The sequence below is a fragment of the Arthrobacter sp. MDT2-3 genome (assembly GCF_059090465.1).
Genome location: NZ_JBNHFS010000001.1, coordinates 507,963 through 528,417 on the forward strand (window position 1 = coordinate 507,963; position 20,455 = coordinate 528,417).

The following is a 20,455-nucleotide window of genomic DNA, read 5'->3' on the forward strand; positions in this document are numbered from 1 at the left end:
TGCGTATCAAACTGGGACACAACATTGCTTCCCCACAGTGAAAACCTGAAGTTCGGGCGAATCGGTTTGCAAAATGCCGACGCACCTACGAATTTAGGAGAACGCATGACTAGCACAGCCGCCGCTGAGATCGGCACCGAGGTCGACGTCAAGGCCGTCCGCCGCCGTACTGTCGCACAGGCAATCGTTGAATACCTTCAGGTCCAGTACAGCGAACTGGATGGTGAAAGGAGGCGCCTGATTGCCGGAATGTACGGCATCTTCGGACACGGCAACTCCGTGGGCCTGGCGCAGGGAATCGACGAGTATGGCGTGGACTTCCCGTACTACCAGGGCAAGAACGAGCAATCAGTGGTTCACGCGGCCATTGGCTTCGCGAAAGCCTCAAACCGCGCCGCAACCCTCGCCTGCACTGCCTCCGCCGGCCCGGGATCGACGAACATGGTCACCGGTGCCGCCACGGCTACCACCAACCGCCTTCCAGTGCTTTTGTTCCCCGCGGATATCATCAACAACCGATTTGGTGACCCCGTTCTGCAGCAGATTGAGCACCCGGTAGAACGGGATGTATCCGCCAACGACTGCTTCCGCCCGGTCAGCCGCTACTTCGACCGGATCACCCACCCGGCCCAACTGCTGTCCACACTCCCTGAAGCGATGCGGGTCCTCACCGATCCCGTCGAAACCGGCGCCGTAGTAGTTTGCCTGCCCCAGGACATACAGGGCGCGGAATTCGACTTCCCGGAATCCTTCTTCACACCGCGGGTGTGGCACATCCGTCGTCGTCCGGCTGTGGAGGACGAGTATCGCGATGCTGCCGAAATCATTGCGAACGCCGAACGCCCCCTGCTGATCTCAGGTGGTGGCGTCCGTTACTCGAAAGCACAGGAGGAGCTGGCACGCTTCAGCGCCGACTTCGGCATTCCGGTGGCCGAGACGTACGCCGGCAAGGGAAGCGGCCCCATCAGTGAACTTAATCTGGGCGCCCTCGGCGTGACCGGCACGGTGGGGGCAAACGAAATCGCCGATGGCGCGGATGTTGTCATCGCTGTAGGTTCACGCCTCCAGGACTTCATCACTGCATCACACTCACTGTTCCAAAACCCCAATGTGAAGTTCGTGAACCTCAACGTTGGCTCATTCGACGCCCACAAGATGGGCTCATTCCCCGTTATTGGCGATGCCAAACTGTCCCTTGCCGCGCTGCATGAACGCCTCGCAGCTCGTCAGTATGGCACATCCGAGGACTTCCGCAGCGACGTCGCGGATGCCCGGAAGGCCACCTTCGAGGTACGCAAGCACGACCTTCAGGCGTTCCCCGGTGAGAACATGAGCCAGGCGCAGGTAATTGACGTGCTGAATCGCACGGCCACGAGCCAGGACGCGCTGATCCTGGGATCCGGCGGGGTGGTTGAAGGCATCCACAAGGCCTGGGATCCGTCCAACGGCACCGAGATCCACTTCGAGTACGCCAACTCCTGCATGGGCCATGAAATCCCGGCCGGCCTGGGTTACCGGATCGCCCGGGGGGACGCCCCCGGCGAGGTGTACGTGCTGATCGGTGACGGCACCTACTTCATGCAGCCTACCGAGCTGGTCACTGCGGTGCAGGAACACAAAAAGATCATCACCATCGTGATCGACAACCGCGGGCACCAGTGCATCTGGCCGCTTCAGGTGTCGAAGGGCGGCCCTGGCCGCGAGTTTGGTACGCAGTACCGGGAACGCAGCAACGAGTCCGGTCGCCTCGACGGAGCAATTCTTGACTTCGACATTGCGGCCAATGCTGCCAGCATGGGCTGTGCTGCCTGGTCCACGACCACCATCGAGGAATTCGAGGCGGCGCTCACCGAGGCCAGGGAAGTGGACGGCCCCGCAGTGATTGTGGCCCGTGTGGAGCGTGCGCGCTACCTGTCCGGCAACGGAGCTTTCTGGGATGTCGGAGTTCCCATGACGTCGGAGCGCCCAGGCAGCCAGGAAGGGACTGCGAAGCACCTGGAGGGCCGTGCCCGCCAGCGCTTCTACGCAGCCACCACCGCACCTGACGCGCGCTAAACGCGCCGGGCGGGACCGCGCTGCAGCGGTTCCGCCCGACGTTTTACGGGGCAACCCCGTTCTTTCAATTTTCTGACAAAGGAGCATCCACCATGAGTGCATTCGCTGTTGTAGATCCGGCCACAGGAACCACCCACGCGCATTACCCTGCGGCTACCGACGCAGAGGTCGAGGCAGGCCTCAGCGCAGCGCAGAGCACCTACCAGGACTGGTCACGCACCACTACCGTGGCTCAGCGCGCAACGTTGGCAAAGCGACTGGCCGACCTGTTCGTAGAACGCAAGGACAAGCTTGGCGCCATCATCAACCGGGAGATGGGCAAGCCCCTTCCGCAGGCGGTGGGGGAAGCAGAGTTCTCCGGCGCCATCGCCGCAGCCTTTGCCGAGCACGCGGAGGAATGGCTCGCCGATGAAGAACTTGAGGTAGCCGACGGCTTGCGGACCTTCTTCCGCTACCAAGGGCTGGGCGTGGTCCTCGGCATCATGCCGTGGAACTACCCCTACTACCAGGTGGCACGCTTCGCGATTCCCAACATCATCCTGGGCAACACCGTGATTGTCCGCCATGCGAGCCAGTGCCCTGAGTCGGCCCTGGCCCTTGAGGAACTCTTCCGCGACGCCGGTTTCCCCGAGGGTGCCTACGTCAACCTCTTTGCCACGCACCAGCAGATCTCGGACATCATCGCCGACGACCGCCTTCAGGGAGTATCACTCACAGGTTCGGAGCAGGTAGGTGCGATTGTGGCAGAACAGGCCGGGCGTGCCCTGAAGAAGTGTGTGCTGGAACTCGGCGGCGCCGATGTGTTCATTGTGCTCGACACCGATGACGTTGACCTCGCAGTGAAGAAGGCTGTGATGGGCCGGATGGGCAACACCGGCCAGTCCTGCAACGGCTCCAAGAGGATCGTTGTGCTGGACAAGTACTTCGACGAGTTTTCGGAGAAGTTCAAAGCTGCTATTGCCGGTCAGTCTTACGAGAGGGGCGATTTCGGTCCACTCTCCTCAGACTCCGCCACCAAGTTCCTGAAGGAGCAGGTGCAGGGCGCCCTCGATCAGGGCGCCGAAATTCTGGTGGGCAACAACCAGCCTCAGGGCAACGTGTTCACACCAACGGTGATCACGAACATCTCTCCCTCCATGGACGTCTACAGGGAGGAACTCTTCGGCCCCGTCGCGCAACTTTACAAAGTCAGCAGCGACGAAGAAGCAATCAAGCTTGCGAACTCCTCGCCTTACGGCCTTGGTTCCGTGGTAATTTGCGACGACGTTGAGCGGGCCGAGCGCGTCGGCAACCAGCTCGACGTGGGCATGGTCTTCATCGGCGCCTATGACCTCAGCGGTGCCGACGTTCCCTTCGGCGGCGTCAAGAAATCAGGCTACGGACGCGAACTTGGGAAAGTTGGAATGCTGGAGTTCGCGAACAAGAAGCTATTCCGGTTCGCAAAGTAGCGCACCTGCGCATCATGCAAGGGGAGGTCCCGGCGGACGGACCTCCCCTTGACTTTTTACTCGGCACAGAATGGCCGCCTGCCGTACGGACGGATCGTGCCGGACATCAACTGGAAGGATCAGGATGGTAGGACTCATGGTTGAACCAGCAGCCGGCTCTGGCGATGGTTCGGCGGGTAAAGCAGCCTCGCTCCGCTACGCCCCCGGACCCTACTTCGGTGCCTACGGTGGACGCTGGATGCCTGAGGCGCTGATCCCCGCCCTTGACCAGCTGGAGGTGACCTTCGAAAAGGCCAAGGCCGATCCTGAGTTCCGTGCCCAGATAGATAACCTGAACAAGAACTATTCGGGCCGACCCTCGCTGCTGACCGAAGCCAAGCGGTTCTCTGTACACGCCGGGGGCGTGCGGGTGTTCCTCAAACGCGAGGACCTCAACCACACCGGCTCGCATAAGATCAATAACGTGCTGGGCCAGGCGCTTCTTGCCAAACGCATAGGCAAGACACGTGTTATCGCCGAGACTGGCGCGGGGCAGCACGGCGTGGCAAGTGCAACGGCAGCTGCCCTGCTAGGCCTCGAATGCGTCGTCTATATGGGTGCCGAGGACTGCCGCCGGCAGGCGTTGAATGTGGCCAGGATGGAGCTCCTTGGAGCGACTGTCGTTTCGGTCGCAACGGGTTCTCAGACGCTTAAAGACGCCATCAACGAAGCCCTCCGGGACTGGGTAGCCAACACTGATAACACCCATTACATGCTGGGCACGGCAGCGGGCGCCCACCCGTTTCCGGCGATGGTCCGGTATTTTCACGAGGTTATCGGTGACGAAGCCCGCAGACAGATACTGGAGCGGACGGGACGCCTGCCCGACGCGGTTTGCGCCTGCATTGGCGGTGGGTCAAACGCCATCGGCCTCTTCCATGCCTTCCTCGACGATCCTTCCGTGAAGATTTACGGATTTGAGGCCGGTGGCGCCGGCATAGAGAGCGGGCGCCACGCGGCCCCGATCACGCTCGGCCTGCCGGGCGTACTACACGGTGCCCGGTCCTACCTGATGCAGGACGACGACGGACAGACCATCGAATCCCACTCAATTTCCGCAGGGCTGGATTACCCCAGTGTCGGGCCGGAGCACTCACACCTCGCTGACATCGGGCGGGTCAACTACGAAGCGATCACCGACACAGAGGCCATGGAAGCCTTCCGGCTGCTCTGCCGCACTGAGGGCATTATTCCTGCTATCGAGTCGGCACATGCACTTGCCGGTGCCATAAAACTGGGTCAGCGGCTGTCCGCCGGAACCGGCGCTGCGAGTGATGCCACCGACAAAGTGGTGATCGTAAACCTGTCCGGCAGGGGCGATAAAGATGTGGGAACTGCCGCCGAGTGGTTCGACCTCCTGCAACAGCGACCTCGCTGAGGCCGCTTGTCATCGAAGGCCGAGGGCTGTGAAGGTAGGCCGGTCCAGGCGATCCGGCCTACCTTTGCCTATGTTTTCTACGAGAGAAGCTCAGCCATTCGGCTCCGCGGCCGGCATGATGCCGGCTTCGATGGCGGCCAACTGCAGCGCGAGCAGTTTTGAGTAAAACCTGCCATCGCCGATGCCGAGTGAAACCATGAACCACAGCTGGTCCACTCCGGTGCGTCGCCACAGGCGGCCGTATTCACGGTCTGGCCCCACCATGGCGAATTGACCCACTCGATCAGCGATGTCATCACCGAGGACCTCACGGACCACCGAGGGCGCACCCTGGTAACCGGTGGCGAACACAACGAGGTCAGCGTTCAGGGAGCGGGCCCCGTCCAGCATGACACCGCGGGGGCTGAGGCCCTCCACACTGCCATGGAGCAGCTTGATGGTTCCATCGATGATGAGTTCGGAAGCACCAGCGTTGTAGTAATAGCCGGTCCCGTTGAGGCCAAAAATCAGCCCAAGAACGCCTTGGCCATCCGGGCCGTCGCTCAGCTCGAAACCTGCCTCGACCAGACCCTCCAACAGTTCCCGGTCCATCGCCTTGACCAACTCCACATGCTTCGGGCCGTGGGCAGGAAGCGCTCCGAAGGGAGTTGAAGCGTTGACCAGGTCGGCTTCCTCGGTGCTGTATCTCCCGCTGACGTGGTTGGCGTGCATCACTTTGTGGAAGGTGGAGGTATTCATGACAAACGTTCCAGACCGCTGGATCATAGTGACATCGACGCCATGCTCGGCCAGGTCCTGCGCAATGTCGTGCCCACTGACGCCGGAGCCCACAACCACTGCACGCTTTCCGCGCCATTCTGCGTGGCCCTTGTAATCCACGGCATGCATCACGGTGCCTTGGAACTCCGACCGTCCGGGTACGTCCGGGATGTTCGGTGCAGCGTTCATGCCGGTGGCAAAGATCAGATGCCTGGGGTTGATCGTGCGGTGTTTTCCCTGCCGGCTGACATCAACGATCCACCGCCGGGACGATTTGTCGAACTCCGCGGCGTTTACTGTCGTGCCGGTCCAGACGGCGAGATCCAGGAGCGTCGCGTAGCTCTCGAGGAAATCGCCCAACTTGTCCTTGGGAGTGAACCGTGGCCACGTTGACGGGAACGGAAGATAAGGCAAGTGATCGGACGCAAGTGGGGTGTGGAGTGCCAGCGAACTGTACCGCTTGCGCCAGTTATCACCAACGCGCTCGTTGCGTTCCAGGACAAGGGCAGGAATGCCCAGGGCATGAAGGCGGGCTGCGAGCATGAGTCCGTTGTGTCCGGCACCGAGGATGACAACGTCCGGCTCCTGCTGCGTGAACTCGGGGTCGAGTCCCTCCTGCCAACCAAGGCGGTTCCGCACCGGGCCGTGCGTCTTTCCACTCGGGCGGCCGTCGAGATGGCGCTCCGGGTGGCTGTCCACGGCGTCGAGGGCCAGGACCAGGCTCGCCGCCAGCCAGGTGCCGTTATCTTCCTGCACTAAGCGGACGTGGCCAAGACCCCTTCCAGCGCTGTTCCTGAACTGAAGGAAAGCTGAGATGGTGCCGGGAGTTCCGTCTTCGACAACGATGGACTGGCTGCCAGGCTTTACGTTGATCTGCGTTAGCCGGTGCGCCGGCGGAACTGCAAACAGCTCGCAGATCTCCTCGTATCCGATCGCATTGCGGAAATCCCAGGACAACGCCAGAAGGTCGCGGACAACGCTGTCCGGTCGAAAAAGGCCAGCAGCGGCAACGGCGTCCATGGAGGCCAAGATCTTGGCCAGCCGTCGTGTCCACTCATGCACGATCAATCCGTACGTATTGATCGAGACCGGCCTCATTGCCGGGGGTACGGCTACATCAGTCACGTCCACCGATTCCTTTGTGTGTGTCATGTGTGTGGTTTCCTTCATTCTTGAGTGGGCTGGCTGTCCGCCCTTATTGCGCGGTGTATCCGCCATCGATCAGGAGGTCTGCGCCGGTGACGTAGCTAGCTTCGTCACTGGCCAGATACAGGACGCCGTAGCTCACTTCGATGGGCTGGGCGGCGCGTTTCATGGGAGTTGCATTACTGAACTCGCGGTTGGACTTTTCGCCCTCTTCTTTGGCCATCGGAGTCATGACCAATCCCGGCGAAACGGAGTTGACCCTCACGCTACGGTGTGCATATTCCATGGCCGCGGCGCGCGTCATCATCTTCACAGCCCCTTTCGAAGCCTGGTAGGAGAATCCGCCGGGGTTGCCGACGGTGCCATTGATGGAGCACGTGTTGACGATTGCGCCGCCGCCGCTTCGCTCGATCGCCGGTGCACCATGCTTGAGGCCAAGAAACACGCCTTGCTGGTTGATGGCGGTCGTGAGGGACCAACCCTCAAGGCCCTCTTCTTCAACGGGCTTCATTGTGCCGATGATTCCCGCGTTGTTGACTAGGATGTCGACGCGCCCCCAGCGCTCTTCTGCCGCTGCGATGACGTTTTTCCATTCGTCTTCGGAGGCAACGTTCAGATGCATGTAGTGCACATCGTGCCCGGAGTCCCTGAGTTCACTGGCAACTGCCTCGCCGGTTTCATCCAACATGTCGGTGACAAGCACCGATGCACCCTCTTGCGCGAAAAGGCGCGCGTGGGATTCGCCCTGCCCTCTGGCGCCGCCGGTGATGATGGTTACTTTGCCTTGAACACGGCCCATGAGTGTCTCCTTCGTGATGGATGGGGTGAAGTGCTTCACGCTTTGGAAGACGCTACTGCCGCCTCCTGACGGGATTTGTGTCAGAAAGAGACATTTTTCGCCTCATGGTCCGGGCAAACATTAGTCAGACGCGCGGCACCGGACCGCGCCGGATCAAGAGGGACCAACAGTGGGTGTGCGACTCGAAGGCAAGACAGCAATTGTGACCGGTGCAGCTTCTGGGCAGGGTTTGGCTACCGTACGGGCGCTGGTAGCGGAAGGGGCCAATGTCATGGCGGCGGACATTGATGAAATTGGGCTGGAGGGGCTCTCAACCGAGAGCGGGCAGATTACGACCCGACGCTGTGACGTGAGCAAGGCAGCCGAGGTGGAACGGCTAGTTGCCACAGCCGAACAGACCTACGGGGCCGTCCATGCCCTGCTGAACTGCGCCGGATATTTGCGGGCGGCATCCGTGCTTGAGACCAATGACGATGTGCTCGATCGCATCATCGATATCAACCTGAAGGGCGTGTTTTACGGCTGCAAATATGCCATCCCCGCCCTGCAGCGGGCTGGCGGCGGATCAATCGTAAATTGGGGCTCGGTCAACTCGATGGTGGCCGAACCGGATATCGCGGCTTATTCCGCCTCAAAAGGAGCGGTCCTGATGCTCACCAAATCCGTGGCCGTTGAATATGCCAAGGACAATATCAGGGCCAACTGCCTGTGCCCAGGCGGTGTCCTCACGCCGATGGTGGCCGGCTTTTTCGATGAAGGGTTTCTCAAGGATGAACAAGCCCAGCGCGCTTACCAGCCGCTCGGCCTGATCAGCCCGGAGGAAGTAGCTGACGTCGCGGTGTTCCTGGTTTCGGACGAATCACGAAAGATGACCGGTTCCGCCGTAATGGTCGATGCGGGGTACACAGCGGTCTGACAGATGTCTCACCTTGGGACAGTAGTCCCCTTCCCTGCTGCGTAATCTCGACAGAACCATCGCGCCACGTCCGGCGCAAACAATTCACAGAGGAGTTACTTGGCGATGACCATTGACGAACAGCAGGCCTTCGCAGCCCGGGTGGTGGAACAACGGCGCACCCGCCCTACAACTGTTCCCCACATCATCGCGGGCCAGGAATATTTCGAAGGCGCGCTCCTGCAACGGGAAGACCCCAGCAATCCCAATGCGGTGGTCAGTGCCTGCCACGATGCGCCTGCTGAACTCGTGGAGCGGGCCGTCCAGGCGAGCCGTGCGGCCCAACGTGACTGGTCCCGGGTTCCACCTATGGAGCGCATTGAACGGGTACGCCGGGCAATTCCCTTTATTGAGGAGCGTCTCGAGGAGTGGGCGGTCCGTGTGGCCCTAGAGATAGGCAAACCCTATGCCGGTGCGCGGGCTGAAGGGGCGGAAGTTCTTGAGATTGTCCGCCAGTACACCGAATACGCGTCGGCTCCAGGAGCTTTTGAGGATCAGAGAACAGACGACCCGACAGGTCTATCGAATGATTCCGTGCTTCGGCCCTACGGTGTTTTCGGCGTGATTACACCGTTCAACTACCCGATTGTCCAGGCCGCAGGTCCTGCCATCGCTGCACTGATCGCGGGCAATGGAGTGGTCGTCAAGACATCGCATGATGGTCCGTGGTCCGGGCATGCCGTTTATGATCTCTGCGAGGCAATGGGGCTTCCGGAGGGACTGGTGAATGTGGTCCACGGAGGCGACGGTCCAGGCCGGGCTTTGGTCGCGTCGGACATCGATGGCATCTGCTTCACTGGTTCCGTCGCTGTGGGCAAGTCCATCCTGGGTGATTTCGCTTCCGGGCCGTATCCCCGCCCGGTCATTGCCGAAATGGGCGGCAAGAATCCGGTGATCGTCACTGATACGGCTGATCTCGAACAGGCAGCCGACGGCATTGTCTTCTCGGCCTTTGACCTCAGTGGACAAAAGTGCAGTGCACTGTCCCGCGTGTTGGTTACGCCCGGCGCTCACGACAGGCTGACGGAACTCGTCGCGGAGAGAGTCAGGGACCTGAAGGCCGGCGACCCCATTGACGCGGATGTATTCGCGGGTCCCGTTGTTTCTGCCGACGCAGTGGAACGCTATGACGAACTGCTGACATCCGCTCGCGGAGAGGAGTTCCATATAGCGACCGGCAAGGCCCAGGACGGCGGCTACTTTGTTCCAGCCACCGTGGTCTCCGGAGTGCCGGCCACACACCGGTTAGCCACTGTGGAGCATTTTCTGCCCTTCGTGACCATCAGCAAGCTGCCAACTTTCGAAGCAGCCCTGGCTGCCGCGAATGACACAGAGATGGGTCTGACCGCGGGGCTCTATACCGGGGACGAGGGCGAAGCAAGGGAGTTCCTTGATCGTATCGAGGCTGGCTGTGTGGACGTGAACGTCCCTGGCCACGCCACCACCGGGTGGTGGCCCGGGCCACAGACCTTTGGCGGATGGAAGGCGAGCGGTACCACCGGCAAACAAACACTCGGGAAGTGGTACTTCCAGCTGTTCGGACGCCAGCAGGCGCGGAAACTTCCGCCGCACCTGGAGCACCTACTGCAGCACTGACATCAGGCCAGACATCATTGAGAAAGCAGGCACTGGCATGGCTTCGAAGGACGTTTCATGGCTCCATGCGGTTTCTTCACTTCGGGTGGGCGGGCGGCCTAATGCGGAGGTCCAGTCGCTCAGGGACCGTTTCCTTGCCGAGCCCGAGGCGACGGACCTAAGCAGTCTGCGGCCCGTTATTGCCCGATCCTGGCAGCGGAGCCTGGCCTGCAATGTGACCGCCGCCTCACCCTTTTTGCAGACGGCGGCCCACCAGGCTGACGAGCAGTTGCTGGCTGCCGCCGAACCCGTTTTGACCGAACTCGAACGTCTGTGCAGCGACTCCGGGGGGCTGGTGGTGCTCACTGATGCCGAAGGCACATTGGCTATCTTCCGCGGTGATGCCACAGAACGGCGGAAAGCGGAGCGGTTGTTCCCGAGCCTGGGAGCGCGGATGGCGGAGGACCTGATTGGAACCAATTCCGACGGAACTGTTCTTGAGGAGGGCGAAGCAGTACAGGTATGGGGAGCCGAACACTTCCATGAGGCGCTCCAGAACGCTTACTGCACGTCCGCTCCAATCCGTGACCCGATACGTCGATCCGTTCGGGGTGTCCTGGGCCTGATGTTGCCCGAGAATCTGGCCCGTAGCACGGATCCCGGTTCCGTTCTGTTGACGGTCCACGGAGCGGCCGCAGACATCACCAGGAGGTTGGCAGAAAGGCTGGCGGCGCGGGAGCAGGCGCTGATGTCCGAATACCTCAAGGAGATCCGGAAGCGCGGGGCCGATGCGGTGGTAGCGATGGACGAGCGCACCACGATCGCCAGCAGATCTGCCCTGCGAATGCTAGATCCCAGCGATTTCGCGGTACTCGCGTCCCTGGCGCGGGAAGCAGAGCAGCGGGACGGTTTATCCCAGCATCGCTTGAATGTCAGCACTGGCAGTGAGGTGCAGCTTCACATCCGTCCCATGGATTTTCGCGAACCAGGCTCCGGCGGAGCGTCCGTGGTGCGTGTCCAGCTGCCCTCCGCCACCCAGGGTGTGCGGGCGGCGCCAACTGCACGCGAACCCCAAGCACAGTTTGACGGGATGGTTGGAACCAGCCGGGCACTCAAGAGGTCCCTTGGCGCCGCAGCTGCAGCCGTGAGCCGGCGGATGCCTGCCTACATTATCGGCGAGCAAGGCAGCGGCAAGCGCACGTTGGCCGAGGCCATGGCCAGTCGTCTGTCACGAGAGACCCGCCTATTCGACTTCACTCACCGGCAGCGTGGGGCGGTTACCATTGACGACGTCGATTCGGCCTTGGAGCAGGGGGCGGCGGTCATCCTCCACCGCGTGGACAAGTGTCCCTCGCCTATTCTGGAGGACCTGGCCGCCTTGCTCCAGGTCCTGGAGCAACCCCAACTCATCTTGACGGCCGGCGCCGTCAGCGATGATCTCTTGCCGGTACTCTCTGCGCTGAGGGGCATTGAGGTAGGTATGCCACCTCTTCGTGACAGGCGCGAGGACGTTGTCGGTCTGGCGACGCACTTGCTCAGGAAAGCACTGGGCAGGGAAGTCCGGATGTCGCCGAAGCTGCGGGATGCGCTGGTAGCCGCCGACTGGCCGGGCAACGTGCGGCAGCTCCGCGACCTGGTTGAATCTGCTGCCACGCGTTCCCTGCGCGGCGAACTGCACCTGTCGGATCTCAACGCGGTACAACTGCGCGGACTCGGCACTATGCCGCTCACCCGATTGGAAGAAGCGGAACTCCAGCAGATCAGGGCCGCTCTCGCTGAGGCGTCAGGTAACCGGGTGCGGGCCGCTGTACTGCTGGGGATCGGCAGATCCACGCTCTACCGCAAAATCGAAGCATACGAAGCCAAAGGGTTCGATTTGGCACTCGGCTGAGGTTCTATCTGCCCACACTGCATCATCCTGGCACAGTTCAGGTGGAGTTCGAAGATCAGAATCTAGGAACCGACGGGGAGCCCGCTTAACGCCACCCGCCAGTTCACAACAGTAGGACCAGCCGGCTTGCCTTTCACCCGACACAGTGCGAGTCAACGATGATTCCATTCCTCCGAGGAGAACACACGTGAAACAAGAACTCCCCGTCCAACGCGCAGCAGCGGACAATTCAGAAGACCGTGAAGCCCGATCGTCGATGTACCAACTGAGGGGCCGGATGGGAACGACCGGGCTGCTCTTCACGGTGCTGGCCTTCACGGCTCCTTTGGGCGTCGTCTTCGGCTTTGTCTCTGTGAATATCTCCTTCGGGATAGGGGTGCCGATCGCTTTCGTCGCGGTTGCTGTCCTGATGGCACTCTTTGCCATGGGGTTCACAGGAATGACCAAGGCCATACCACGCCCAGGTGCGTTCTACACCTACATCCGTGAGGGCTTGGGCCGTCCCCTCGGCCTGGGCGGATCCTTCCTTGCATTGGTTACGTACGGATTCAATGTGACCTCCTGCATTGTCGTTTCAGGCATCGCCGTGAACAACCTGCTCGGTGCTTTTATGGATGTTGTGACAACCCCCTGGTGGTTATGGAGCATGGTGTTGTTCGGCATCGCGTGGGTGCTGAGCTACTTCAACGTGGAGCTCTCCGCCAAGGTCCTGTCCGTCATCCTGGCAGTCGAGGTCCTTTCGGTAGCGGTTTTTGACGCGGTCATCATCGCTAACGGAGGGCCGGAGGGTCCGTCCTTCGAACCTTGGGATCCGACCAACCTGTTCACCCCGACCATCGGTGTCCTCCTGTTGTTCAGCATTGGCGTGTTCAACGGATTTGAAGCTACGGCCATCTACAGGGACGAGGTCAAGAAACCGGCCATCACCATTCCCCGGGCCACCTTCCTGGCGGTTGCTTTCCTGGGCATTTTCTACGCCATCTCGGCGTTTGCTCTGATCCTGTCAACGGGAACATCACAGGCAGTGGCCGCAGCCCAGACGGACCCTACGGCCATGATGCCTGACGCGCTGCTGCGCTACTTTGGAGCCTTCGCGAACCAGGTCATCGCCATCCTGCTGGTCACCAGCTTTTTTGCCTCAGGTCTGTCCCTGCAGAACATCCTTTCCCGCTACACTCATTCCCTCGCCGTGGATGGCATCTTTCCACGGTCGATCGCGGCGGTCCACCCCAAACACGGGTCTCCGCACCGCGCCGCAGTGACAGTTGGTGCCGTTCTCCTGCTTGTCCTGCTCGTCCTGGTCCTGTCAGGCGGTGACGAGAACTCTCTTTACGCAGCGGCCGCAGGCGTTGCGTTTTATGGGATGCTGCTCCTACTCTGCCTGACTGCCGTTGCCGTCATTGTTTATTTCCGCAGGAACAAGTCGTCGATGTCGTACTGGCGGACGCTGATCGCCCCTATCGTCGCGCTCGTAGGGATTGGGTTCGCTTTGTTGACAGCTTCCTTCAACATGGAGCTGCTGGTTGCCGGAGATCCGCTCCTGCTGACGGTCCTGCTTTTGATTCCGTACGTGTCGATAGCGGTCGGCGTCTTCGTGGCGCTGGCCCTCCGAAGCCGGAAGCCGGACACTTACGTTCGGATCGGACGCGCCCTGGACTAGGTGTGGCGGAGCAGCACTCATTACGTGCAAGCACGACAAAAGGAGGCCGGATCGTGGTGATCCGGCCTCCTTTCATTGCCCCAAGCCATCCGGACCCCGGAAACTCACGCCCCGTACGTCGTACGCCCTGAAACCTCGGGAATTTCCACCCAGTTTCCGGAACTGGCGCTGCGCAAGGAAGCATCCACCAGTTCGGAAGCTGACCAGCCGTCAGCCACCGAGGGGCCGAGCTGCTTGCCGTCGGCCACCGACTGCAGGAACAGTGCAGCCTCGATTGTCTTGAGGTCGTTGAACCCGATTCCCGGGCCCGGGCCTGGCTGGAAGCGACCGAACTCTCCAAAGGACGGCGGGGTCATGATCGTGCGGTAGCCGCTGCGGTCAGTCGCCAGCTCCAGCTGGTTCATCCGTTCGAAGTTCCAGCGCAGGGATCCCTCAGTACCGTAAACCTCGATGATGTATTCGGCATGGGGTCCGATAGCCACTCGCGTGGACTCAAACATGCCGATTGCGCCGCCTTCGAAGCGGGCAAGCATGGCGGTGTAATCCTCGTTTTCCACCTGCCGGGTGACGTCCGAGGCCTGGCCCATGTCGAAGGAATTCGAGGAGTTTCCCGCCGGCATGGGTCGGTCCTTGATGAACGTCTCCGTAACGGCATTCAGCGACGCTATGCGGCCCACCAGGAACTGCGCGAGGTCAAATCCGTGGCTGAGGACGTCGCCCAGGACGCCGGAACCTGCACGGGCCTGCTCATAGCGCCACGTAAACACTTGGCTTGGATCCGAGGCGTATCCGGTGAGGAGGCGGATCTGCACGTTGGTGATGCGGCCCAGGGCTCCGGACCGGATGAGCCGTCTGGCTTCCGCCACGGCGGGTGCATGCCGGTAGTTGAATCCTACGGACGTGATGAGCCCAGCGGCTTCTGCGCCCTGGGCTATTTCGCGGGACTCCTGCGCGCTGCGCCCCATGGGCTTCTCGATCCAGAAGTGTTTGCCGGCCTCGATGGTGGCCAGGGCTATTTCATGGTGGAGAAAGTTCGGGGAGCAAATGGACACAACGTCCACGTCCGGGTTCTCGAGTACCTTGCGGTAATCCGTGGTCGTTTCTTTGTAACCCAGTGCGTCCTCGGCATGATGGCGGCCGGCGTCGTCCGGGTCCGCGGCGATCACCAACTCCGGATGCCGGGGCAGTTCCGGAAAGAACTGTTTGGTGGCCAGGTACGCGCGCGAATGCAACCTGCCCATCCATCCGACCGAAATCAAGCCAACCCCAATGCGGTTCTGCTGTTCCAAGAGCGCTCCTTCGTCTTTGCCGCTGTCCAGCGGTGCAGTGCCGCAGACTGACAGCGGCATCTGATGATCAGCCTAGGAACGTTGGCGGTGTGTGCTGTGTCTCAATGTGAGACAGCCGGAGTCAGGGGAGCGCTGTTTTAGTGGAACGTACTAGTCCGATACTGCCGAGCAAGAGGAGCCCGTCGCCGATGATGGACCGCGATCAACAACTTCGAACGGAATCCCTTCGGGTACTCATCACTGGTGCAACATCGGGTGTTGGGGAAGCAACCGCCAAGCTTTTCGCCAAACGGGGTGCCCGGGTGGCGCTGCTGGGCCGGCGTTCTGCAGAACTACAGCGCGTAGCTGAGGAGATCGGCGCCGGTGCGCACACCGTGGTTGCCGATGTCTCCGATGCCGCCGCAGTCAAGAACGCCGTCCGAGGTGCGATCTACGCATTGGGCGGCTTGGACGTAGTGGTCAATGCTGCGGGTGTGGCCGGGCATGTTGCTCTGGAGGACCTCGACGAGAACCACTGGCACGAAGTGCTTGGAACAAACTTGTCCGGCACTTTCTACGTTGCGCGGGAAGCCGCGCTCCACATGCGGCGGTCCGGGGGAGGCTCGATCGTCAATGTGGCATCCGACCTCGCTGCCATGGGCGTGCCGGGGCTTGTTCATTACTGCGCGGCCAAAGCTGGCGTTGTGGGTCTTACCCGCGCCATGGCACTGGAGCTCGCGCCCCTTGTACGGGTGAACGCCATTTGTCCAGGGCCGATTGATACACCCATGGTGCGTGAGGGCCTGGCAGCAGCGCCGAATCCAACGGAAGCCCGGAGATTGAAAGAAAGCAGCGTGCCGCTAAACCGGCTCGCGGATCCGGACGAGGTGGCAGCGGCTATCTATTTCCTGGCTGTCGAAGGGACTTTTGCTACCGGAACCAGCATGGCGTTCGACGGCGGCACAACAGCCGCGTAGGAACGCCCCATTACCTGTCAAGACGGAACAAGCCCAAGGAGTTTTAAAGGACATGGAAGAGTCGAACTACAAGGACCTCCGCAGTGCGCGATGGTTCGCACCGCACGACCTCACCGGATTCGTTCACCGCACAGCGATCCAGGCAGAGGGCTTCTCGCGCTTTGCCCTCAAAGACAAGCCGGTCATCGGCATCGCCAACTCCTGGTCGGAGCTGGTCAACTGCAACATCCATTTCAAGTTGCTGGCAGAGGCTGTGAAGCGCGGCGTTCTCATGGCCGGCGGGCTGCCGCTGGAATTCCCCACCATCTCCCTGGGTGAAAGTCTCATGAAGCCGTCGGCCATGCAGTTCCGCAACCTCATGGCCATGGACGTTGAAGAGTCCATCCGCGCCTACCCACTAGACGCCATCGTGCTCCTGGGCGGTTGCGACAAGACAGTCCCAGCCCAACTCATGGGTGCCGCCAGCGCAGATGTTCCAACCATCATGCTGACCGGCGGCCCCCAAGAGCCCGCACACTTCCGGGGCAAGCAGCTCGGGGTCGGCACAGACACCTGGAAGTACGCAGATGAGCTCCGCGCAGGAAAGATCACCGAGGCGGACTTCGACGAGCTTGAATCGGCTGCGAAACCTTCCGCCGGACACTGCAGCGAGATGGGCACAGCCTCCACCATGACGTCCCTCGTCGAAGCACTCGGCATGTGTCTTCCGGGCACAGCCTCGATCCCTGCGGTAGATGCCCGACGCGCCCAAGCGGCGGAAGCCACCGGCCGCCGGGCAGTGGAGATGGCCATGTCACAGGGACCAAAGCCCAGCGAAATTCTGACAAAAGAGGCCTTCGATAACGCAATCACCCTCCTGATGGCTGTGGGCGGTTCCACCAACGCCGTGGTGCACCTTCTGGCACTGGCCCGACGGGTTGGTTATGAACTGCCGTTGGACCGCTTCCACAAGATCAGTCAACGGACCCCTCGCATTGTCAACGTTCGTCCATCAGGCGAGTACCTGGTGCAGCAACTGTTCCAGGTCGGCGGCATCTCCACCGTACTAAAGGAACTGGCGCCGCTGCTGAACAAGGACGCCCTCACGGTCACTGGGGAGTCCCTCGAGAATGGCTACAGGTCGGCACCCGAACCCGACGGCGTCGTGGTCAGTACTCTCGAGGCCCCTTTCGATGCCTCCGGAGGCATCGCCGTCGTCCGTGGTTCCCTTGCACCCAACGGAGCGGTCATCAAACGGAGCGCGGCGTCCAAGGATCTACTGCAGCACAAGGGCTCAGCAGTGGTCTTCGAGGACATTTACGACCTGGGACGCAGGATTGACGATCCCGACTTGGACATCACAGAAGACTCCGTTTTGGTCCTGCGCAACAGCGGGCCTGTAGGAGCTCCCGGCATGCCCGAATGGGGCATGCTCCCCATTCCCGAAAGGCTCCTACGCCGAGGGATCCGCGACATCGTCCGCATATCAGACGCCCGGATGAGCGGCACCGCCTTTGGCACCACCGTGCTGCACGTGTCTCCGGAGGCCGCTGTAGGTGGACCGCTGGCGATTGTTCGGGACGGGGACCCCATTGTGCTCGATGTTGAGAACCAGCGCCTGGATTTGGACATCCCTGCCGAAGAGATCGAGAGCCGACTGGCAGAACTCAAGCTTCCGGAACCGAAATACCGGCGCGGCTACGGACGGCTCTTCATCGATCACGTGAACCAGGCCGACGAAGGGTGCGACTTCGATTTCCTCAAGGGCCTGCCGGACGAGGAGCCACAACGCTTGCCATACGGCCTGATGAGCGGTTGGCAGGGCGGCTGGTAAAACGGCAGCAAACTGCAAACACCAGAACAAGCAGCGGCTGCCCTAGGCGCAGCCCGGGAAGGGGAAGATGTGTCAAGACCAAAAGTGATGGTAATTGTCCAGGAGGGCCGCCCGCGCCCTCCTGTGGAACAATTGGAGGCCGAGGCAGATGTCGTGGTGGTGCGCACCGCGGACGAGTTCCGGGCTGCCCAGCCCGGCGCGGAGATCCTGTTCCTGAACGACTTCAGGACCAATCTCCTGCGGGAGGTGGGGCCGGGGGAGCTGCGCTGGATCCACACCTCAAGCATCGGCGTTGACAGCCTCATGACCGATGAAATCGTCAACAGCAACATCGTCGTGAGCAATTCCCGCGGCGTGTGCGAGCGGCCGATCGCTGAGTGGGTCCTGGGCGTCCTGCTGATGTTCACCAAAGACCTGCGCCGCACCATAGAGCTGCAGCGGGCACGTACCTGGCAGCACCGCGAAACCGAGCCGCTGCTGGGACGTAAAGTGCTGGTGGTGGGGCCGGGGCCGGTTGGCCGCGAAACTGTCCTCCTCCTGCGAGCTGCCGGAATGGACGTTAAGGTTGTGGGCAGGTCTGCCAGGAATGATCCGCAGCTGGGTTCGATCTCCGGCTTCGATGAGCTTGACCAGCTTCTTGGCCAGGCCGATGATGTGGTGCTGACCCTGCCGCTCACATCAGAAACCCGTGGCCTGTTCAACTCGTCGCGGTTCCGCAAGATGCGGCCCGGGGCGCGCCTGGTCAACGTGGGCCGCGGGGCGGTGGTGGTGGAGCAGGACCTCCTTGATTCCCTTGACGTCGGACACTTGGGCGGGGCGGCACTGGATGTGTTTGAACATGAGCCTTTGGATGCTGGGAATCCGCTGTGGAGCCGTCGGGACATTCTGGTCTCCCCGCATGCCTCCGGCGACTTGATCGGCTGGCGTGGAAGGGTAGTGGATTGCTTCGCACGTAATCTCAGGCGGTGGAAGGCCCATGAGCCGCTGCAGGACGTGGTGGACCTGAAGAAACTTGGTCCGGCTACTCCTGCCTTGGCGTCTGACGCGCCCTGATCAAGCCATTCCATGGGGTATTCCGAATTCTGGAAACAGGGCCGGAATGCCCCATGGGATCCCGTGTCCCAAGCTGGTACAGTGCTCCCACGATCCCCGTCGATAGTGTGATTCAGCACTCAAAATTTCGCGACGAGGATTACATGTCAAGCACAGCAAGAGGTACGACGAAAACGCCGACCCAGACCCAGGAACACAAGCTCAGCGGCAATATGGGCGTAGGTGAGCTCGTAATGAACGTGCTCGCCTTCTCCTCTCCGCTGACAACCGTTGCAGGCACCTTGCCCGTGATGCTCCTTTTCAGCGGCCACACGGCGCCGGGCATCTACCTTCTGGTGACCCTCATGCTGCTGATCTTCTCTGTTGGCTTCGTGAAAATGAGCCGCAGCGTTGAAGCGCCGGGTGGTTTCTACTCGTTTGTCACTGCCGGTCTGGGGAAGCCCGCAGGTCTTGGAGGTGCGCTGCTGGCCCTCTTCGGATACGTATTCATTGGCTTCTTTGCACCCTCACTTTTTGCTTTGACTCTCCAAAGCTTCGTGGTGAACACGTTGAACGGCCCTGATGTCCCTTGGTACTGGTATGGGCTTGGCATCATCGCCATCACCACACTCCTGGCCTATAACCGCATTGATCTCTCGGCGAAGGTCCTCACGGTCGTCATGCTGCTGGAATCGGCAGTGGTGGTCATCTTCGACGTCGCCGCTTTCGCCGCAGGATCCGTAGAGGTCGTACAGGGCATCGGCTTCTCCATGCCGTGGATCACGGATGCCGGGCTGGGGCTGGCACTGCTGTTCGCCGTCGGAAACTTCTTCGGGTTTGAAGCGACAGTGATCTACCGGGACGAAGTCAAGAATCCGGACCGCACCATCCCCCGGGCCACCTACATCGCGGTAGTGGGAATCGGGCTGTTCTACGCCGTGGCGGCATGGGCCTACACCGCCTTTATTGGGGCAGACAAAGTTCAAGGTGAAGCTGCCGCCAACACGGTGAACCTCTTCAATGACGGCGCCACGGTCCTGGTTGGCAAGATCTTCGCAGACATTGCTGTGGTCCTTCTCATCACCTCGATTTTGGCTTCGATGCTTTCGATCCAGAACATCGCCGCCCGGTACAGCTTCTCGCTGGCGGCCGACGGGGCACTGCCCTCCGTGCTCGGCCGGGTCCACCCCCGCCACAAGTCGCCCTACGTTTCCGCACTGGCAGTTGGCCTCCTGTGGGCCGCGGCTACACTGGTCTTCACCGTGCTGGGAGTTGCTCCCGAGATGCTGTATCCCATTGCCAGCGGCAGTGGAACCTTTGCAGTGCTGCTCTTGATGTTCATCACGAGCTTTGCTGTTCTCGTCTACTTCGTCCGCCGCCGCAGCTTCGCTCCGGAGTCGGTCTGGAAGACCATCGTTGCTCCCATGATCAGCGTGGTTTTCCTGGGCCTAATCACCTACCTGGCAATCAGCAATTACCCCGAGCTCATCGGTGGCTCTACCATCATGACCGCAATCTTTATGACATTCACCTTTGCGCTGTTCTTTGGCGGCATTGTTTATGCATACCTGTTGCGGTCCAAACGGCCCGACATTTATGCCCGCCTAGGCCGCCAAAAGACTGATTAACATTCCCTCTCAATACACACGCTTGGAGACCT

The 20,455-nt window shown here is 61.1% G+C and carries 14 protein-coding genes; 11 read left to right on the top strand and 3 right to left on the bottom strand.

Annotated elements, in window-relative coordinates; translation table 11 throughout:
* The first annotated feature begins 105 nt into the window (after positions 1 to 105).
* The 3 genes from iolD (at position 106) to trpB (ending at position 4,920) form a co-directional block, all read left to right on the top strand.
* The gene (iolD, locus tag AC5RUQ_RS02325; protein WP_493945792.1) at positions 106 to 2,055 is read left to right on the top strand and encodes a 3D-(3,5/4)-trihydroxycyclohexane-1,2-dione acylhydrolase (decyclizing); all 1,950 of its coding nucleotides are present in this window, start codon (positions 106 to 108) and stop codon (positions 2,053 to 2,055) included.
* Positions 2,056 to 2,147: 92 nt separating this feature from the next.
* The gene (locus AC5RUQ_RS02330) at positions 2,148 to 3,503 is read left to right on the top strand and encodes an aldehyde dehydrogenase family protein (protein ID WP_493945793.1); all 1,356 of its coding nucleotides are present in this window, start codon (positions 2,148 to 2,150) and stop codon (positions 3,501 to 3,503) included.
* Between the two features lie 136 nt (positions 3,504 to 3,639).
* Complete coding sequence (trpB, locus tag AC5RUQ_RS02335; RefSeq protein WP_493945794.1) at positions 3,640 to 4,920, top strand: tryptophan synthase subunit beta; 1,281 nt, start codon at positions 3,640 to 3,642, stop codon at positions 4,918 to 4,920.
* A gap of 90 nt (positions 4,921 to 5,010) precedes the next feature.
* On the opposite strand, the gene AC5RUQ_RS02340 is transcribed toward trpB, so the two are convergent.
* Together AC5RUQ_RS02340 and AC5RUQ_RS02345 are read right to left on the bottom strand one after the other, a co-directional pair.
* Positions 5,011 to 6,831, bottom strand: a complete 1,821-nt coding sequence (locus tag AC5RUQ_RS02340; RefSeq protein WP_493945795.1) for a flavin-containing monooxygenase — start codon at positions 6,829 to 6,831, stop codon at positions 5,011 to 5,013.
* A gap of 43 nt (positions 6,832 to 6,874) precedes the next feature.
* Complete coding sequence (locus AC5RUQ_RS02345; RefSeq protein WP_493945796.1) at positions 6,875 to 7,663, bottom strand: SDR family NAD(P)-dependent oxidoreductase; 789 nt, start codon at positions 7,661 to 7,663, stop codon at positions 6,875 to 6,877.
* 163 nt (positions 7,664 to 7,826) lie between these two features.
* Here AC5RUQ_RS02345 and AC5RUQ_RS02350 point away from each other — a divergent pair, with 163 nt between their 5' ends.
* The 4 genes from AC5RUQ_RS02350 to AC5RUQ_RS02365 all read left to right on the top strand — a co-directional run bounded on the left by AC5RUQ_RS02350 (position 7,827) and on the right by AC5RUQ_RS02365 (position 13,705).
* Positions 7,827 to 8,540, top strand: coding sequence for an SDR family NAD(P)-dependent oxidoreductase (locus AC5RUQ_RS02350; protein ID WP_493945797.1), 714 nt, complete (start codon positions 7,827 to 7,829; stop codon positions 8,538 to 8,540).
* Positions 8,541 to 8,645: 105 nt separating this feature from the next.
* Positions 8,646 to 10,175 (top strand): aldehyde dehydrogenase family protein, encoded by a 1,530-nt coding sequence (locus tag AC5RUQ_RS02355; protein ID WP_493945798.1) that lies wholly within the window; start codon positions 8,646 to 8,648, stop codon positions 10,173 to 10,175.
* 37 nt (positions 10,176 to 10,212) lie between these two features.
* On the top strand, positions 10,213 to 12,045 hold the full coding sequence (locus tag AC5RUQ_RS02360; RefSeq protein WP_493945799.1) for a sigma-54-dependent Fis family transcriptional regulator: 1,833 nt from the start codon (positions 10,213 to 10,215) through the stop codon (positions 12,043 to 12,045).
* Between the two features lie 187 nt (positions 12,046 to 12,232).
* Entirely contained in the window at positions 12,233 to 13,705 is a 1,473-nt protein-coding gene (locus AC5RUQ_RS02365; protein WP_493945800.1) for an APC family permease, read from the top strand.
* Positions 13,706 to 13,809: 104 nt separating this feature from the next.
* On the opposite strand, the gene AC5RUQ_RS02370 is transcribed toward AC5RUQ_RS02365, so the two are convergent.
* Positions 13,810 to 14,994 (bottom strand): Gfo/Idh/MocA family protein, encoded by a 1,185-nt coding sequence (locus AC5RUQ_RS02370; RefSeq protein ID WP_493945801.1) that lies wholly within the window; start codon positions 14,992 to 14,994, stop codon positions 13,810 to 13,812.
* A 188-nt stretch (positions 14,995 to 15,182) separates the two neighbouring features.
* Between AC5RUQ_RS02370 and AC5RUQ_RS02375 the strand changes: the two genes are divergently transcribed.
* From AC5RUQ_RS02375 to AC5RUQ_RS02390, 4 genes are all read left to right on the top strand, one after another.
* Positions 15,183 to 15,950, top strand: a complete 768-nt coding sequence (locus tag AC5RUQ_RS02375) for an SDR family NAD(P)-dependent oxidoreductase (RefSeq protein WP_493945802.1) — start codon at positions 15,183 to 15,185, stop codon at positions 15,948 to 15,950.
* A gap of 52 nt (positions 15,951 to 16,002) precedes the next feature.
* Positions 16,003 to 17,763, top strand: a complete 1,761-nt coding sequence (locus tag AC5RUQ_RS02380) for an IlvD/Edd family dehydratase (RefSeq protein ID WP_493945803.1) — start codon at positions 16,003 to 16,005, stop codon at positions 17,761 to 17,763.
* A 69-nt stretch (positions 17,764 to 17,832) separates the two neighbouring features.
* The gene (locus AC5RUQ_RS02385) at positions 17,833 to 18,816 is read left to right on the top strand and encodes a D-2-hydroxyacid dehydrogenase (protein ID WP_493945804.1); all 984 of its coding nucleotides are present in this window, start codon (positions 17,833 to 17,835) and stop codon (positions 18,814 to 18,816) included.
* A gap of 143 nt (positions 18,817 to 18,959) precedes the next feature.
* Positions 18,960 to 20,423: an APC family permease gene (locus AC5RUQ_RS02390; RefSeq protein WP_493945805.1), complete on the top strand. Its 1,464-nt coding sequence runs from the start codon at positions 18,960 to 18,962 to the stop codon at positions 20,421 to 20,423.
* The last annotated feature ends 32 nt before the right edge of the window (positions 20,424 to 20,455 follow it).